Annotated in this window: 17 protein-coding genes and 2 tRNA genes; 11 read left to right on the plus strand and 8 right to left on the minus strand. The window is 52.8% G+C overall.

The window, feature by feature from the left end:
- The first annotated feature begins 19 nt into the window (after nt 1-19).
- From polX to IPM31_04515, 5 genes are all read left to right on the plus strand, one after another.
- Nucleotides 20-1,744: a DNA polymerase/3'-5' exonuclease PolX gene (gene polX, locus IPM31_04495; protein MBK9006235.1), complete on the plus strand. Its 1,725-nt coding sequence runs from the start codon at nt 20-22 to the stop codon at nt 1,742-1,744.
- A gap of 34 nt (nt 1,745-1,778) precedes the next feature.
- Complete coding sequence (locus IPM31_04500) at nt 1,779-1,994, plus strand: hypothetical protein (protein MBK9006236.1); 216 nt, start codon at nt 1,779-1,781, stop codon at nt 1,992-1,994.
- A 49-nt stretch (nt 1,995-2,043) separates the two neighbouring features.
- On the plus strand, nt 2,044-2,205 hold the full coding sequence (locus IPM31_04505) for a hypothetical protein (protein ID MBK9006237.1): 162 nt from the start codon (nt 2,044-2,046) through the stop codon (nt 2,203-2,205).
- A gap of 78 nt (nt 2,206-2,283) precedes the next feature.
- On the plus strand, nt 2,284-2,511 hold the full coding sequence (locus IPM31_04510) for an isoprenylcysteine carboxylmethyltransferase family protein (protein MBK9006238.1): 228 nt from the start codon (nt 2,284-2,286) through the stop codon (nt 2,509-2,511).
- Nucleotides 2,508-3,053: an isoprenylcysteine carboxylmethyltransferase family protein gene (locus IPM31_04515; GenBank protein MBK9006239.1), complete on the plus strand. Its 546-nt coding sequence runs from the start codon at nt 2,508-2,510 to the stop codon at nt 3,051-3,053. The genes IPM31_04510 and IPM31_04515 overlap by 4 nt, the downstream gene beginning before the upstream one ends.
- On the opposite strand, the gene IPM31_04520 is transcribed toward IPM31_04515, so the two are convergent.
- The 4 genes from IPM31_04520 to IPM31_04535 all read right to left on the minus strand — a co-directional run bounded on the left by IPM31_04520 (nt 2,971) and on the right by IPM31_04535 (nt 5,879).
- Nucleotides 2,971-4,167 (minus strand): aminomethyl transferase family protein, encoded by a 1,197-nt coding sequence (locus IPM31_04520; GenBank protein MBK9006240.1) that lies wholly within the window; start codon nt 4,165-4,167, stop codon nt 2,971-2,973. The two genes, IPM31_04515 and IPM31_04520, sit on opposite strands and share 83 nt — an antisense overlap.
- A 120-nt stretch (nt 4,168-4,287) precedes the next feature.
- Entirely contained in the window at nt 4,288-4,818 is a 531-nt protein-coding gene (locus IPM31_04525) for a hypothetical protein (GenBank protein ID MBK9006241.1), read from the minus strand.
- On the minus strand, nt 4,815-5,144 hold the full coding sequence (locus IPM31_04530; GenBank protein ID MBK9006242.1) for a winged helix-turn-helix transcriptional regulator: 330 nt from the start codon (nt 5,142-5,144) through the stop codon (nt 4,815-4,817). The genes IPM31_04525 and IPM31_04530 overlap by 4 nt, the downstream gene beginning before the upstream one ends.
- A gap of 168 nt (nt 5,145-5,312) precedes the next feature.
- Entirely contained in the window at nt 5,313-5,879 is a 567-nt protein-coding gene (locus IPM31_04535) for a DedA family protein (GenBank protein MBK9006243.1), read from the minus strand.
- A gap of 184 nt (nt 5,880-6,063) precedes the next feature.
- Between IPM31_04535 and IPM31_04540 the strand changes: the two genes are divergently transcribed.
- Both IPM31_04540 and IPM31_04545 read left to right on the plus strand, forming a co-directional pair.
- Complete coding sequence (locus IPM31_04540) at nt 6,064-7,734, plus strand: bifunctional lysylphosphatidylglycerol flippase/synthetase MprF (GenBank protein ID MBK9006244.1); 1,671 nt, start codon at nt 6,064-6,066, stop codon at nt 7,732-7,734.
- A 37-nt stretch (nt 7,735-7,771) separates the two neighbouring features.
- Entirely contained in the window at nt 7,772-9,277 is a 1,506-nt protein-coding gene (locus tag IPM31_04545; protein ID MBK9006245.1) for a sulfatase-like hydrolase/transferase, read from the plus strand.
- 161 nt (nt 9,278-9,438) lie between these two features.
- Here IPM31_04545 and IPM31_04550 read toward each other — a convergent pair whose 3' ends face one another.
- Together IPM31_04550 and IPM31_04555 are read right to left on the minus strand one after the other, a co-directional pair.
- A complete protein-coding gene (locus IPM31_04550; protein ID MBK9006246.1) occupies nt 9,439-9,996 on the minus strand; it encodes a hypothetical protein in 558 nt (185 codons plus the stop codon).
- Nucleotide 9,997: 1 nt separating this feature from the next.
- Entirely contained in the window at nt 9,998-10,768 is a 771-nt protein-coding gene (locus tag IPM31_04555; GenBank protein MBK9006247.1) for a fumarylacetoacetate hydrolase family protein, read from the minus strand.
- 89 nt (nt 10,769-10,857) lie between these two features.
- On the opposite strand from IPM31_04555, the gene IPM31_04560 reads away from it, so the two are divergent.
- A tRNA-Val gene (locus IPM31_04560) sits at nt 10,858-10,934 on the plus strand.
- A gap of 101 nt (nt 10,935-11,035) precedes the next feature.
- Nucleotides 11,036-12,157, plus strand: coding sequence for an LCP family protein (locus IPM31_04565; GenBank protein ID MBK9006248.1), 1,122 nt, complete (start codon nt 11,036-11,038; stop codon nt 12,155-12,157).
- A gap of 206 nt (nt 12,158-12,363) precedes the next feature.
- Here IPM31_04565 and IPM31_04570 read toward each other — a convergent pair whose 3' ends face one another.
- Nucleotides 12,364-12,609, minus strand: a complete 246-nt coding sequence (locus IPM31_04570; protein MBK9006249.1) for a hypothetical protein — start codon at nt 12,607-12,609, stop codon at nt 12,364-12,366.
- Between the two features lie 299 nt (nt 12,610-12,908).
- On the opposite strand from IPM31_04570, the gene IPM31_04575 reads away from it, so the two are divergent.
- Nucleotides 12,909-16,016, plus strand: coding sequence for a serine hydroxymethyltransferase (locus IPM31_04575; GenBank protein ID MBK9006250.1), 3,108 nt, complete (start codon nt 12,909-12,911; stop codon nt 16,014-16,016).
- Nucleotides 16,017-16,185: 169 nt separating this feature from the next.
- Here the strand turns inward: IPM31_04575 and IPM31_04580 are convergent.
- A tRNA-Arg gene (locus IPM31_04580) sits at nt 16,186-16,257 on the minus strand.
- A 69-nt stretch (nt 16,258-16,326) separates the two neighbouring features.
- Here IPM31_04580 and IPM31_04585 point away from each other — a divergent pair.
- Nucleotides 16,327-16,746, plus strand: coding sequence for a hypothetical protein (locus IPM31_04585; GenBank protein MBK9006251.1), 420 nt, complete (start codon nt 16,327-16,329; stop codon nt 16,744-16,746).
- Nucleotides 16,747-17,193: the final 447 nt, after the last annotated feature.

The following is a 17,193-nucleotide window of genomic DNA, read 5'->3' on the forward strand; positions in this document are numbered from 1 at the left end:
ATCTCAAACGAGAGGTCCCATGAACAACAAACAACTTGCCGACACGTTCACGCTCATCGCCAACCTGCTCGAGATCAAGGGCGAGATCATTTACAAAACGCTCGCGTATCGCAAAGCGGCTGAAAGTTTGATCAGCCTGCCGCGCGAGGCGAGCGAATTTTGGAAAGAGGGCAAACTGCTCGAGATCCCCGGCGTGGGCAAAGCCATCGCGGAAAAAATTGACGAGTTGTTGAACACGGGCAAACTCGAGTTTCTCGAAAAAACAAAAAAGGAAGTTCCCGAAGAACTCGCCGCGTGGCTGGCTGTCCCGTCGCTGGGACCAAAAAAGATCGCGATGATTTGGAAGACGTTGGGAATCACATCTCTCGCGCAACTGGAAGCCGCCGCGAAAGACGGCAAACTGCGCGACCTCCCCAACATGGGCGCAAAATCAGAGACTGCCATCCTCGAAGGGCTGGCATCGTTGGCGCGGCGCACGGGACGAATCTCCATCGGGCGCGCGCTTCCGCTGGCGAACGAGATCATCGCCGCGCTCAAAAAGGTGAAGGGAGTCGTCGCCGCCGAACCCGCTGGAAGTCTGCGAAGGATGCGTTCGACAGTTGGCGATCTCGATATCCTCGTCGCGGCGAAAGATTCCGCGGCGGTGATGGATGCGTTCGTCAAACTTCCGCGCGTGACGCGGGTGTTGGGCAAAGGTGAATTCAAATCGAGCATCGAGTTCACCGACGGAGTCCGCGCGCAGGTGTGGGTGCATCCGCCCAACGAATTTGGAACCGCGCTTCAATACGCAACAGGCTCGAAAGATCACAACGTGTTGTTGCGCCAACTCGCGCTCGATAAAGGATTGTCACTTTCGGATCATTCATTCAAAAAAGTTAAAGGTGGAAAAGAAATTTTCTGTTCAACTGAAGAGGAAGTGTATAAAACGTTGGGCTTGCAATGGATTCCGCCCGAACTGCGCGAGGGACGCGATGAGGTCGCGCTGGCGAAAGCAAACAAACTTCCGAAGTTGATCGAAGTGAAAGACATCAAAACCAACTTGCACATGCACTCCACGTACAGCGACGGAAAGTTATCCATGCTCGATATGGCGAAAGCCGCCATCAAGCGCGGGCTGAAAGTGATCGTGTTCTCCGATCATTCAGTGAGCCTCGGCGTTGCGAATGGACTCTCAATTGAACGACACAAACAGCAAGCCGCTGAAATTAAAAAGATTCAAAAGCAACTCGGCGACAAGATTACGATCCTGCATTCGAGCGAAGTGGAGATCAAAGCGGATGGCTCGCTGGATTATCCCGACGACTTCCTCGCTTCTCTCGACCTTGTGGTTGCCTCGCTCCATTCGAGTCTGCGCCAGCCTCGAGAAAAGATCACCGAGCGATTGCTCAAAGCCGTGAACAACCCGCACGTAGACATCATCGGTCACCCGACGGGACGCGAGATCCCCGACCGCGAAGGCGCGGATTTGGATATGGAAGTGATCCTGCAAGCCGCGGCGAAATCGGGCGTAGCGATGGAAATCAGCGCCAGTCCCTACCGCCTCGACCTCGACGATCCGCACGCCCGCCGCGCCCGTGAGTTGGGCGTGCTCCTCAGCATCAACACCGACGCCCACTCCGAAGAGGACTTGGACATGCTCCACTACGGAGTCGCAATTGCGAGACGCGCAGGCGTGTTGAAAGAGGACGTGATCAACTGCTGGTCTACGGAGAAGTTGTTGAAGTGGTTGAAGGGTAGAAAGTAGAAAGTGGTACGTAGAAAGTGGAAAAGGTAAAGTTATGGATAATCCACAATACAAACGCACCGTCATCATCATCGCCAGCGGATTTGATTTGATCCTAAGCGCAATCGTCCTCCTCATTTACTTCGGTCTATTTCCCGTTGACATTTCAGGCTGGGGCATTCCGCGCTGGGTGATCGGCTTGGTCGGAGGGGTGTGGTTCGCGGGGTCGCTCGCGGTGTTGGTGTATCAATTGACGAAAACCGAAGAATAAAATTAGACCTCACAGGTTTTAAAAACCTGTGAGGTCTGTTGAAAAAAATATGACCGCCCTCAAATCCATCCTCTTCTTCATCCTCGCGCCCGGCACAGTGGCGGGATTCGTTCCGCTGGTGTTGTTGCGAACAGGCTCGCAAGTCCAGACGGGATTTCTCGCCTATCTTGCTTTTCCGCTTTGGCTCGTCGGAATCGGGATGCTGGTCTAGTGCTTCTGGGACTTTGTACAAAAAGGGAAAGGCACTCCCGCGCCCATCGAGCCGCCGAAAGAACTGGTCGTTTCGGGCTTGTACAACCACGTCCGCAACCCGATGTATGTGGGGGTATTTCTCATTAATGCGGGACACTTTCTGTGGTTTGGATATTGGAGTTTGCTAATTTATTTGTTCGTATATTTTTTTATTCAGCATTTATTTGTTGTTCTTTATGAAGAGCCCGCCTTGCGGAATCAATTCAGCGCGGCGTATGAGGAGTATTGTCAACGCGTGCCGAGGTGGATTCCGCGGTTGAAATGAACACCCTCAAAACCATCATCTACATGGGCTTCATGCACGGACTGTTCACGTTGTACATTCCGTATCAACTCGCTTCGCGTGATACGCCGTTCGTTGACTTTGGTATAGTCCGTTACCTTGCTTTCCCGTTTTGGATTCTCGGCGGGCTGATCATCATCCGATGTTGCGTGGACATCATCCGCCGCGGGCGCGGCACACCCGCGTTCGTTGACCCGCCGAAGGAACTGGTCATTGCGGGGCTGTACCGCTACGTGCGGAATCCGATTTACGTTGGGGCAATGTTATTTCAGGCGGGATACATACTTTGGTTTGGGTCAGCGTTGGCGCTTGTCTATGCCCTGTTCTTTTTTCTCGGATTCAACATTCTTATCTTCATCGTTGAAGAACCTGTCTTGCGGAATCAATTCGGCGCGGCGTATGAGGAGTATTGTCAGCGTGTGCCGAGGTGGATTCCGCGATTTATTTCCTCTTCCACTCAGGCTCATAAAACGGAAGTTTCACCACCTTCGCAGGCGCGTGCTGACGGTGATGCTCCACCGTAATTTCCATCCGCACATCAGTACCGACTTCAAAATACGGCTTTTGCAAATGCGCCAAAGCGATGTATTTCTTCAACAGCGGCGACCATGTTGACGTGGATGCATATCCAACTTGCACGTTGCCAACCAAAATCGGCAAACTTCCGCGCACAGCCATGCCAGGGATTTGGGGCGGCAAGCCGACTCGCTTGAAGATGTTTTCCATCCCAACCCAATCCACTTCCAAGCCGACCATTTTCCACAACGAGCCTTCGCGTTTTTCCTTTTCCAACGCGCGGCGACCGACAAAGTAGCCAGTCTTATCGAGCGCGACTGTCCAATCGAGACCTAATTCAAACGGCGATGATTTTTGCGGCTCGATCCACGCGTGAGTTGTGGATGTGTAATCCACATCAAGCATGAACAAGCCTGCTTCGACTCGCGCCATGTCCATTGCTAAAATGCCGACGGGCGTGATGCCGTAGTCCGCGCCTGCCGACATGAGCGTATCCCAAATTTTGATGGCGTCTTTTGCAGGCATCCAGATTTCATAACCGAGATCGCCTGTGTAGCCAGTTCTCGAAATGGTGACTTCGATTCCTTTGATTTTATTTTTCATCAAACGGAAATATTTCAACTCATCCACAGATTTCTCAGCAACAAGATTCAACACCTTGCGCGTGTTTGGACCTTGGAAACTCAACGCGGCAATTTCATCCGTCACTTCGGTGATGGATACGTCCATGCCGACGGCATTCATGGATAACCAACGTACGTTTGGCTCTGCCGCAGTTAAACGGAAAGATGTTTCATCTAATCGAGAAACGGTTCCATCGTCAATCATCTTGCCTTCTTCGTCGCACCAGCCCGTGTAAGCGACTTGTCCCACCTTCATTTTGTGGATGTCTCTTGTGGTGACGCGATGCAACAACGCCGCCGCATCTTTTCCTTTGATGATGTATTTAATTAACGGCGAGACATCAATCAACGCCGCCGAGTTGCGGATCGCCCAATACTCGCGGTCGAGCACATGCTCATACGAGCCTGCGGCGAAATATCCCGCCCACTTGCGCCAGTTCTGCGGCTGGCACAGCGCGGACGTTCTTTCGTGAAATGGTGTGGTTTTGAGATTGAACATGTAGATTCCTTTTGACGATGGACGATAGACCATTGACCATGTGACACATCATCGTCCATTGTCTATGGTCAGTTTGCATACTCCGCCGGCGCGAAGAAGACCAACACCGTCAAGTCTTCCTTAGTTAAGTTTACGTTTGAAAATTTCATATTCCCTTTCTTTGCCTTCTGCTTTTGACCAACGTTTGATCTCTTGTAAATCCACATTCTGGTCTTTTGCCACTAAAACTGCCTGTGCCAATCCTTGCTGATCATTCCAAAAATAAAAAGCGCATAACCTGTCTTTTACGCAGTCTGTCGGCGAGAGCGCCCGCAAGATTCCTGTTGCCAATTCAAATTCATTGACCTCTTTCACAGGCTCCTCGCCAACCGAAAGCGGCCCATCGGGAAACTCCACAAAGTACTTTGTAGCGGGGTTGATAAAATAACGCCCTTTTTCTTCAAACCCGATACTTGCCATAACCGCTTTGATTTGGCTTCGTTTGGCAAAGCCTGTATTGATCAGGTCCAAGTCTTTTGAAACATATTTGTTGCCACTGTAAAATGAGACGGCGCTACCGCCTGAAAGAACAACAGTGATTCCTTCCGCTTGCAACGTGTCTTGAATAAATGCCGCCAACTCGCTCTGGCTCATCTTTCCGATACTTTTCACAGACTTTTTCCTCTTGCCCTCGGTCTGCGCCTGTTCATGGTCAATTCTTCCTGTTCTTTTGCGGGATAAAACGACAATGCTTTTTCAAGCAATGCTTTCAACTCGGTCAAAAACGGGTAACGTGGATTGAACATATACGGACGCGTTCGCCCAACGGATCGGCTTACCAGCACGCCGCTTTTCTCGAACTTATCTAATTGCAGTTGAACGGATTTCAAGTCCGTTCCGTAAAAACTGGCGATCTCGCGGGCATACCCTTCCTCGCGGCTCAGAATATAGACCAGCGCTCGTTCTGCATTTTTTGACCCAAGAAGCGATTCGATCATGTTAATTCCTCAAGACGGAGAATTGCCGTCAAATGACGGATATTTTCCGTCATTATATCATCTCACGACCGCCCACTTGCGCCAGTTCTGCGGCTGGCACAGCGCGGATGTTCTTTCGTGAAATGGGGTGGTTTTGAGATTGAACATAGAGGTTCTCCGTCAAGATATTTACAGCGTTCCTTGTTTTCTGCCCAGCCAGGAGTGATACAACCAGACCACGCCAGCGATGATCATGGCGCCGACAATGGTGATGGCTTCGTGTCTCTTGAAGTCTTGGAAGATCGCTTCGATCAGATGACCGATGAGTTTGCCCGCCAGTCCAAAGGTCAGCGACCAGAGCGCGGAACTCAAAAAATCGAAGAGCGCAAACCGTTTCGGGTCGAACTTCGACATGCCCATCGCAAAGGGAAGAACGGTTCGTAATCCATACATGAACCGGACGCCCAAAGAAAGCATGTCGGGGTTTCGCCCAAGCAATGAGCGCGCTTTGTCCACGTGAAGTTTCCATGTCGGTCTGCTTTCAAGGAAGCGGACGCCTTGCGCGCGCCCTAGCCAGAAAAAGAACTGGTCGGTTGAAAAAGAAACGACACAGCCCAGAGCGATCACCAGCGGCAGATTCAAATAACCGCGGTGAGCCATGAATGCGCCCAACACAAGGACGGTCTCGCCTTCGAGGAGCAATCCGATAATCAGAGCGGGGTAGCCAAATTGGGAGATCAAAGTTTCAAGATTCATTTTTTCACACACTACAAACACGGGAAGCGGACGTTGCCGGGAGGAACTTCGCCGCGTGCCAGCATTTTACATTGTATATAATTTGGTGGCAAATGCTCATTCTTCATCACAGCCAGATGCTATACTCGGAAGCAAGATGTTTTCAGAACCCGAACCGCAAAATCATTCCTCTTTCGCCAACCGCATGGATTCGTTCCGATCGCGCTGGGACGCGATCTCGGTCCGCGCGGTGGCGATTCTTACCGCCGCAATGGGCGTTGTCAACGTGATTTCCGCCACGATGCCCGCCGTGAGAGAGCGGTTGAGGTTGCTGGAGCAATTCTCTCCGTTGGAGGTGACGCGCGGAAGCCGCCTCGCGACGGTGTTGGCTGGGTTCGCCCTCCTGTTGCTTTCGAGCAACCTGTGGCGAAGGAAACAAGCGGCTTGGTTGCTGGCGATCGCTGTGCTGGTCGCTTCGGCGCTCAGTCACTTGCTCAAAGGCTTGGATTACGAAGAGGCGAGCATCGCGGTTCTGTTGGCGCTCTTCATCTTTTCTCTGCGCTCGCATTTTCATGCGCGGTCCGATGTTCCTTCTGTTCGACAGGGCATCCGCGTGTTGTTTTCGGCGGCGTTGTTCACGCTTGCGTATGGAACCGTCGGATTCTATTTACTCGATAGACATTTCAAGGCGAGGTTTGAGCTTATCCCCGCGTTGACGCAAACGCTGGCGATGTTCACCGAATTCGCAACCCCCGGCTTGCAACCGGTCACGCGCTTTGGGCGTTATTTTGCGGACTCGATCTACATCATTGCGGGCGCAACGTTAAGTTACGGTTTTTTCATGCTCGTCCGTCCGGTGTTGATCCGTCAGCCTGCCACAGCGGAGGAACGCAACCGCGCGCGAGAAATTGTCGAGGCGCATGGGCGCACCCCGCTGGCGCGTATGACCCTCTTCGACGATAAATCCTATTTCTTCAGCGCGGGCGGAACGCTGATCGCGTACGTGGTCAAAGGGCGAGTGGCGCTCGCGCTGGGCGACCCAATTGGAACGGGGGAAGAAGCGCAGGCGTCCATTTTGGAATTCAAAAAGTTTTGCGCGGTCAACGATTGGGACCCGTGTTTTTATCAAACGCATCCAGAGTGCCTGCCCGTGTATAAAGAAACAGGATTCAAATTTTTCAGCATCGGCGAGGAAGCCATCGTTGATCTTTCCGCGTTCACGCTGGAGGGCAAGGCGGGCAAGGAATTTCGCAATGTGATGAATCGTCTCGGCAAGCTCGGTCATCACGTGGATATTCTCGAGCCGCCGCTCAGCCGCGAATTGATCAGTCAGTTGAAAGCGGTGAGCGATGAATGGCTGACCATGATGCATGGCAGTGAAATGCGTTTTTCGCTGGGCTGGTTCGACGACGATTATGTGCGGAATGGAAGAGTCGCCGTGGCGCGTACCGCCGAAGGATACGTCAGCGCGTTTGCGAATATTGTGCCGGAGTATCAACGCAACGAAGTTTCGCTCGACCTCATGCGCCGCGTCCATCAGATCGAAAACGGGACGATGGACCTGCTGTTCGCTTCGTTGTTCGATTGGGCGAAGAAATCGGGATATGCGACTTTCAACCTCGGGCTGAGCGGGCTTTCGGGGATCGGAGAAAAGTCGGATGACCCGGCTGTGGAAAAAGTCCTGCGCCTCTTAACCGACAATTTGAGCCGCTTCTACAACTTCAAGGGACTCCACGCCTTCAAGGAAAAATTCCATCCCATGTGGGAGCCGCGCTATTTGGTCTATTCAGAATCGGCGAACCTGCCCGCCGTCACCGCCGCGCTCGTCCGCGCCCATAGCGGAGATGATTTCCTGCGGGGATATTTGAAGAAGTAGGCGCGAGATTCTCTCGGCTATAATACGTCGCTGTTCCATGAAAAAAATACTTCCCTACCTGCATCCCTTCCTCTTTGCGCTCTACCCCATCTTTGAATTGCGGAATTTCAACATCGCGTATGTGGACTCTGCGTCGCTCGCGCGGCCCGTTCTGCTCTCGCTGGTTTGCACGGCGTTGATCTGGATCATCCTGAGATTACTCACGCGCGAATGGCAAAAGTCGGGCATCGTCACCACGCTGGTCGTGATCGTCTTCTTTTCGTACGGGCATGTCTACTTGGCGATTCAATCCGCGTTCGGCGAGACGATTCGTCACCGTTATCTCTTGCTCATCTTTGGCGTGCTGTTTGCGCTTGCGGTCTGGTTCATCTTCTGGCGGATGAAAAGAGCCGACACGCTCGTCAACTTTCTCACCATGGCGGGCGCGTTCCTCGCGATCTTTTCGGTGGCGCGGTCCGTTCAACACGACTTCGCGGTGTATCGATCGGGGCGGGAGGCGCAGGCGGCGATGGAGGCGTACCGTAAGGCGAACCAGTCGAACGTCGGCGAAAGACCCGATGTGTACGTCATCCTACTCGACGCCCACACCAGCGCCTTCGCGTTGGAAAAATATTTCGGCTACGACGAATCCGCGTTCACCACAAAATTGGAGGGGCTCGGTTTCTACGTGGCGCAATGCGCGCAGAGCAATTATCCCGCCACCAAACTTTCGGTGACCTCCACTTTTTATGCCGACTACCATCGGGAGGACACGCTCTACCCGCTCTATTCGAGTCTCGTCGTCGAGACGCTTCGCGCGCAGGGCTATCGGATCGTCACCTTCGAGAATCGCTCGCAGGGACATTTTTCCTTCGGCGAAGATGTGAGGCTTTCGCGCAATCAACTGCTCGCCGGCAAAGTGGACCTGACCGGCGGCTTGAGCGAATTTGAGTTTGAGTTGTTAGAGACTTCGCTGGCGCGTCTCGCGTTCGATATCCCCGCGTTGATCCCCGGCTTCGATCTTGCGCAACAAAAAGAGACCGAATTCTACGAGCATTATCAGCAGACGTATTTCATTTTGAATGAGTTGAAGCGTTTGCCCGAAGAGATTCAGGGACCTAAACTGGTCTTTGCGCATTTTCTTGTGCCGCATCCGCCGTTCATCTTTACGCCGGATGGAAAATTCGATTGGAGCGATAATGAGGTGGATGGATATTTATCGAACATGGAATTTATTGACTCGCAGATCACCGGCGTTGTGGAGGAGATCATCGCCAAATCGAAGATTCCCCCGGTCATCATCCTCATGGGCGACCATGGTCCCTCCGGTGTGCCGAGCAAGGACCAACCGTCATTGCGCATGTCCATCTTGAACGCGTATTATGTCAACGATGCGGCGAAACAGGATTTATACCCCGCCATCACGCCGGTCAATTCGTTCCGCGTGGTGTTCAATAATTATTTTGGAACGGATTATCCCTTGTTGGAGGATATCGCCTATCACGCCGGGCGGTTCGCCGATTTCACTCCCGAGTACGCGGTGAAGAATGAGTGCGCGCCCTAAGGTCACAGCCCGCGCCCTGTTTATTAGACGTTATCGGAAATAATTTTTCGGACGCGGATTGACGCGGAAAACGCGGATTCTTTCTTCTTTATCAGCGTTCATCGGCGTTTATCCGCGTCCTGCAAAAGAACTTGGGCTTATTACCGATAAAGTCTATTCTTTCATTTCCATTCGCTTAATTCTTCGTCCAACGCTTCGAGCAACTTGGCGTATTGATCGGGGTCGCTGTCCATCCCAATTTCGAAGGCGATGTTGTTCAACCCCTCCAGAATTTTATATTCGTCATCGTCAGACAGGTTCTGTTCAAGCAACGGGAAGACGAGGGTCTTGAGCCGGTCGAGGTGACGCCGAAGCGTGGAAGTGTACTCGCTGGACGCCCAGCCCACGTCGGCGCTTGCCCGGTATTCGCCTGCCTGCCATTCCTTCGAGGCTTTCAACAAGTGATCGGCAGATTCGCGGCATTTCTGCTGTTCCGCGCGCAGGGCGCCGATGGGCCCATCGTCGGGAGGAAACCCGCTGTCTGCCAACGCGGCGATCAAGAGTTCCTCCTTTTTGAAAAATTGCGAGTGGATGAACCCGTCGATGAATTGATGGGCAAAGATGAAAAAACCCGAGTGCGGCGCGCGGCTGGATGAAGCCAGGGCGGCGCCGCTACCCAGCGTGTCTGCAAATCGCAAAATAAAATCCATATCGGTTCGGAGGTTCTTGTTGAATCGCATCTTACCTGCCTTCGGCTTGCGCTTTATTTTTGATCATCCCCAACCCCTCGATCTCCACCGTAACTTCATCGCCGTTCTTCAATTCGCCCACGCCGGAGGGCGTGCCGGTAAAAATGAGGTCGCCCGGTTCAAGCGTCATGACCGACGAAATGTACGCGACCAGCGTCCCCACGTTGAAGACCATATCGCGCGTCGACGCCATTTGCCGCATCTGCCCGTTGACACGGCAGGTAATCACAGAATCCGAAGGGTCGAAATCGGTGTCGATCCACGGACCAAACGGGCAAAATGTGTCGAACCCTTTGGCGCGCGTCCATTGATTGTCCGATTGTTGCAGGTCGCGCGCGGTGACATCGTTTCCGATGGTATAGCCTAGAATATATTTCTTCGCGTTCTCCGCCGTGATGTGACGCCCGCGCTTGCCGATGACCGCCACCAACTCGGCCTCGTGCTCCACTTTATTCGATTGCGGCGGCAGGACGATCGTCTCGCCGCTTGCAATGATCGACGAAGGCGGCTTCATAAAGATAAGCGGGACTTGCGGAACCTCGTTGCCTAATTCTTTCGCATGTTCCACATAGTTGCGTCCCACGCATAGGATCTTGCCCGGTTCGCAGGGCTGAATCAGCCGCACATCCGAAAGAGGCGTGGCGGCGTCTTGCCGGCGATAACGCCCGTAGATATTCCCGCCGATCTCGCCCACTTTGTCGCCCAGCAGCCATCCGTATTTTGCTTTTTTGCCGTCCTGTGTTTCGTAACGAACAATTCGCATGACGCTCCGTGATGGTAAAACTAAATTTCAGGCGCAAGTGTAATCGCCAACTTGCCAACCTGCAACCTTCAACTTATAATGAAATTCCCGGGCGCTTAGCTCAGTTGGTTAGAGCACTTCTTTTACACAGAAGGGGTCGGGGGTTCGAGTCCCTCAGCGCCCACCAGCAAACCTCCGAGTCTTTGAGAACTCGGAGGTTTGATTTTGGGGAACGACTTGCTCTCCATTTCCGTTTACAGGGTATTCTTGCATGGGAGAGAAATGTTCATGACTCGAAAACGGATGATCTTGCTGGGCATTCCAATTTTGTGGTGTTGTTTCGCGGGGGTTTTTCTGACTGTATTGTACCGAAAGCCGCTCGGACCCAGCCTCAGCCTGCCTCCACCAACTCTGCCTTCATCGACGCCCACGCGCCTCTTCCCCGTGAGCGTGGTCGCCACGACGAGTCAGCCCGCCCTGAGTCCCGAACCGAGTCCGTTGTGCGGAGCGTCGCAACCGGTGATGAATATCCTTGCCGTTGGGTCAGACGCGCGCGGCGATCATTACCTCTACGGCTTGGCAGACATCATCCGCCTCGTCCGCGTGGATTTTGTCAACGCGCGCGTGACCATCCTCGAAGTGCCGCGCGATCTGTGGGTGGAGATTCCCGGAATCTCCGATCATTACGGCATCACGCATGGAAAATTAAATCAGGCGTATTTATATGGCAACAAGGGATTTGGCTATTACGACGGCGCAGGCGAGGGACCTGGCTTGCTGGCAGAAACGTTGAACCTGAACTTCGGCGCGCAACCCGATCATTATCTCGCCGTCAACATGAATACTTTCGAAAATATTGTGGATGCTGTCGGCGGCATTGATGTATATCTGCCCTACGAAATTGATGTCCGTTCGCCAGCCAACCCTCAGGGTTTTCACGTAGAGGTGGGACAGCATCACTTCGACGGCGAGACCGCGTTGTGGGTGGCGCGCACTCGTCAGTATAGTACGTTCAGCCGCGCCGAGAGTCAAAACATTGTGATGTGCGCCTTGCGCGAAAAATTATTAAGCCCCGCCATTGTCCCTGCCATCCCCGATCTGGTTCAAACCTTTCAACGCAACGTGCAGACCGATCTCAGCCCCGAGCAGATCAACCAACTTGCCTGCCTTGCGAATCAAATGAACGGTTCGGATATCGTCTTTGCCAGTTTCCCCGTCGAATTGTTCAAGAACAAAAAGATCTACGATCCTCAGCTCAAAGCGACAACTCAAATACTCGATGTTGATTTCAATGTCTTGCGTGAATACATCAGCGAATTTCAACAAGGCGCATGGCCCGACCCGAATCTCGTCATCGAGTCCACACCCTCGCCCGCCGATACCGATCAAGAGTTTGCGTGCGGGGATTAATAACTGATGTTACGCAGTTGAAGCCAGTCTGGTCTCCGTAACGCGACATTCATGTCGCTTTTGCACAAGAATAACCTGAAAGGCGAGATAAATCTCGCATTACGAGCCCTACTGCGTAACATCACTTAATAAATCCGCAGATGATGCGGATTTCACGGATTTTTAAAGTCATCTGCGCAATCTGCGGATCAATCTTTCTCAATCCATCACCTTCGCTTGCGAACGTGGACCGCGACCGGTTTTGGGCGCGGGTGAAGCGGAGTTTGATAACGATGGCGTAGAAGCCATTCGAACGACGCCAGCGATTTTACCCAGGCAATCAGTTTGATTTTTCGTTGATGGCTTCGATAACGGTTTTCAAGAGCCTTTTCGATATCGTAGCGAACAATCCCGGGCTTGAATGGAAACGCAGGCAGGCATCCGCTTCGATACAGGAAGATGATCGGTTCCATACAACACCTCCATGAATAGCATACGGGGTCGCACATCCAATTTCAATTATGACGTTTGTCACCAACCAGCGTTCGGGACTTGCCCCGCTTGGCGATAACGTCTACAATTCGGATTGTCCGAATTAACAAAAAACTACCTACCTGACAGTTTTAAAAATGGGACGCAGATAAACGCGGATTTCTCAAAAAACGGGCAAAAAAGTTTTTATCAGCGTTTTCAGCGCGCTTCGCGGTCAGCGTCCAAAAAAGGAAAGTGCCGGGTAGTTAGACAAAAAATAACTCTCTCAAGGAGATACACAATGTCCGACTTTCTTTTCCGCGGTTCGCTCGAAAAACTTGACAAGGATGTCTACGATCTCACCCAACTCGAACAGGAGCGGCAGGCGCGCAAGTTGATCCTCATTGCGAGCGAATCCACTGCGCCGATGGCGGTGCGCGAGGCGTTATCGTCCGCGTTCCAAAATATCTACGCCGAAGGTTATCCCGATGAAGAGACGCGCTGGATGGACGATGACGAGATCCTCGATTACCCGATGCGTTTGGCGGAATATCGCCGGGACAGCGATCCGCGTTACTACAAAGGAGTCGAATATGCGGACACGGTCGAAGCGCTCGCCCGTCGCCGCGCCGCGCAGACCTTCGCCGCGAACGGAATTTCTGCCGACCAGATTTACGTCAACGTGCAAGCGCTCTCCGGCGGACCCGCGAACAACGCGGTTTATCACGCGCTGATCGAGTTGGGCAGTACCGTGATGGGACTCAACCTGCTTCATGGCGGACATCTCTCGCACGGTTCGTCGGTCAACCGCAGTGGCAAATGGTTCAAGGCTGTCCATTACACGATTGACCAGAACGAAAAAATTGACTATGAAGCCGTCCGCGCGTTGGCGAATGAACACAAACCGAAACTGATGATCGCGGGCTACTCGTCCTATTCATGGATGCCCGATTGGAAAAAGTTCCGCGAAATTGCGGATGAAGTCGGCGCGTATTTTCTGGCGGATATTTCGCACATCGGCGGGCTGGTCGCGGCGGGCGTTGTCCCTTCGCCGATCGGGTTCGCGCATGTTGTGATGTCTACCACGCACAAGTCCATTGACGGGCCGCGTGGGGCGGTGTTGATGACGACGGATGCGGCGATCGCGAAGAAGATTGACAAAGCCGTCTTCCCCGGCGAACAGGGCGGACCGCACGTCAACGTGTTCGCGGCTCTCGCGCTGACCTTCAAACTGACTCAAACGAAACAGTTCAAACAACTCCAATCTCAGACTCTCAAAAACGCCAAAGCGATGGCGGATCAATTCACCAAGCGCGGACTCCGCGTCCCGTTTGGCGGAACGAATACGCATCTGGTGAACGTGGATTGCACAAGCATTGTTGGCGAGGATGGCACGAGACTCAGCGGCGACCAAGCCTCGCGCATTTTAGATATCGTCGGCGTGGTCGTCAATCGCAACACGATTCCCGGCGACAAGAACTCGATGGATCCTTCGGGCATTCGGCTCGGCACGCCCTGGATCACGCAACGCGGCTTCAACGAAAAGATGACGCGCGAACTCGCCGACATCATGGCGGATGTTCTGCTCGCGTGCGCGCCTCACTCGGTGGATACCGTTCGCAAGGGACGTCAACGCCGCGCGAAGGTGGATTTCAATGTGTTGAATAACGCGAAGTTGCGCGTGCGTAAGTTGACAGAGAAGGCGGGGATTGATTTCAAATATAAGAAGAGCGGGTATCCGCATTACTATTTCATTGATGACAAATCTAAAACTGGTGTGTTTGAGTTGACGGGCTTCCGCGTGCGACAGATGCTGGATTTCGCAGTGTCGTCCGATCTGAGCGCGTTGAAGCCGGGAGAATCGCAAGCGACAACGATCGCTACGCCAAAAGGAGTTGTCAAGGGAACGCTCACCTGCGTGGACATGGGCGCGTACTACCTACAAGTCCCTGCGGCGAAGGCGGGAGTCATAGCAACATGGTTGCGAGATCTGTCGGATGGATACACATCGTTTGTGTTGAACGGCGAAAAAGATTTCAGCGCGAGGAGGATGCCGGGTCCAACCATCGTGATGGATTGGAAAAAGTTGAAGCCCGCGAAGGTGAGCGGAAACGGCGTCAGCGCAGAGAAACCTTACTACGTGGGAGCAGTCTCCACGTCCGCGAAAGAGGCGTTGCCGTCGTTCACATGGAATGAATCCGAGGGTGAACTCAAGAAGACGGCGTTGAATCAAGTCCATCGCGATCTCGGCGGGCGGATGGTTCCGTTCGCGGGGTGGGAGATGCCTGTGGTGTACACGTCTATTTATGAGGAGCATTTGGCGACGCGGCAGGCGGCGGGGCTGTTCGATGTTTCGCACATGGGCGTGTATGATGTGCGCGGCGCGGATGCGGCGTCGTTTTTGGATACGGTATGCGGCAACGATTGCGGCGGACTGCAACCGGGCGCGTCGTTGTACACGCATTTCCTCACGCCCGATGCGGATGTGCTGGATGATACGCTCGTGTATCGGCGCGGCTGGGATGATTTTCTCGTGGTCGTGAACGCATCGAATGACGATAAGGATCGCACGTGGCTCGAAAGTGTGCGCGATGGAAAAGTGAAAATTGATAACGCGCGTCCGTGGGCACGGACGTTTGGATACAACGCGGAGATCCGCAACTTGCGCGACGTGAAGTCTGGTTCTGCCATGCGAGTGGATATCGCCCTTCAAGGTCCGAAGTCGCGTGATGTGTTGTTTGCGATGGGCGTGGATGATGAGACACGTAAGAAAGTAATTGCGCTCAAAAGGACTGAGTTATGTAATGCAGTAATTGGTAATTTCGATCTGATCGTTTCGCGCACGGGCTACACGGGCGAGAAGATGGCGTTCGAGTTGTTCGTCCATCCTGAGCGCTCGGTCGAGTTTTGGAATACGGTTCTGAAAGTGGGCGAGTCGTTTGGCGTGAAAGCGATTGGTTTGGGCGCGAGAGATTCGTTGAGAACCGAGGCGGGACTTCCGTTGTATGGGCATGAAATGGGACTTGGCTCTGGCAAACTTGATGGACGTGATCTTGGCGTCGCCGAAGGCGGATTTGGTTCATATGTGAAAACGTACAAGCCGTGGTTCATCGGACGCGAGGCGTTCGTTGCGCGTGAGAAGGAACGCAAAGGCGTGGTGATTCGATTTACTTTCGACGAGCAACGCACGCGCATGGCGCACAACGGGGATCCTGTCGTCAACGCGAACGGCGAGCGCATTGGCTTCGTCACCTCCTGCGCGATTGACGGACAGCGATTCATCACGGGTCAGGCATTCGTGCAGTTGGCGTATGCCAAAGAAGGCACACCGATTGGAATCCATCAAGGCGGCGTGATGGATCGTCCCGCCGGGATGGCGAAGGTGGTCAGCAGGTTTGCGAAGTTGTAGAAGAAAATAGTTTAGGCAATTCCCCGCCATGCGCTTAAATGATGAACGCCAGGGTGAGGGGGGCACCCTAGCGTTCATCGCTTTGAATATTACTATATCCCTACCGGTTTTGCAAGAGGAAATTTATTAGCGTTTCATGATAAACGGCGGAACGATCTGTCTATATCTATGCCCCGGGCGGGAATCGAACCCACATCTAAGCCTTAGGAGTGCCTTGTTCTATCCATTGAACTACCAGGGCGATGAGGGGATTATATCAAAAACGCGGTGAGGTTTTATAATTCCGCCAACAAAGACAGGGAGACGAGACATGCCAAAAGCGAAGAAGGTATTTCATCCGTCATATCGATATGATCTAGCCGATTACGATGAGCGCGCAAGGCTTCTCATTGGCTGGCCCGGTTATCGGACAGCACGGAATAGATCAGGATTGGGGTACGCAGAGACTCAAGCCGAATTGGGGCGTATGCAAGGATTGTTCATCCGCTGGCTGGTGACAGGGAGGTTTCGCACGCATCATCCAATTTATCTGTTTACCATGGCGATAGGCGGAGTGATGTATGGCGGCATTCCCTTTCTCCTTATCCTGCATGAAGTCTTGGTTGGGAACAAATGGAGCTACCTTCTTCTCTTGTTGTTTCAACCCGGCATTATTTTTGGGCTGTTGGTCATGGTCAATGCTTTGCTCAGTCTATTCGATTGGAAGGGCTCAACAATTACAGGCGAATAATCGCTTGACTCAGATTTCAACCCTCTTTATAATCCCAGCCATTCAGAAGTAGTAGGCGAAAGATTGCCTGATAGAGAAGAGCGCGCACAGTGGAAGCGCTCACAGGAAAACAACGCCGAAGTCATCTGAAGTTACTGGCGAAGAAAACCACTGATAACTGTTTACTGATCACTGGTAATTAGACCGTCGCGGGATTGCCCGTTACAGCAAATTCAAGAGCGTTTGTTAGTTTTATAGTTACATAGTTTGATGGTTTCTTCGTTGGAACCAAACAACTATCAAACTATCCCACGAAGAACTACTTAACTAACAACGAATTGAGGTGGTACCACGGAGCCGCCGCCCTGAGCAATGCCGAAGGGAAACGCTTCGTCCTCTGATTGGACGGAGTGTTTTTGTTTAAGGAAAACGTACACAGGTAAACAAGTAGACAAGGAAACAAGGAAC

The organism is Candidatus Defluviilinea gracilis (genome assembly GCA_016716235.1).
Lineage (GTDB): Bacteria > Chloroflexota > Anaerolineae > Anaerolineales > Villigracilaceae > Defluviilinea > Defluviilinea gracilis.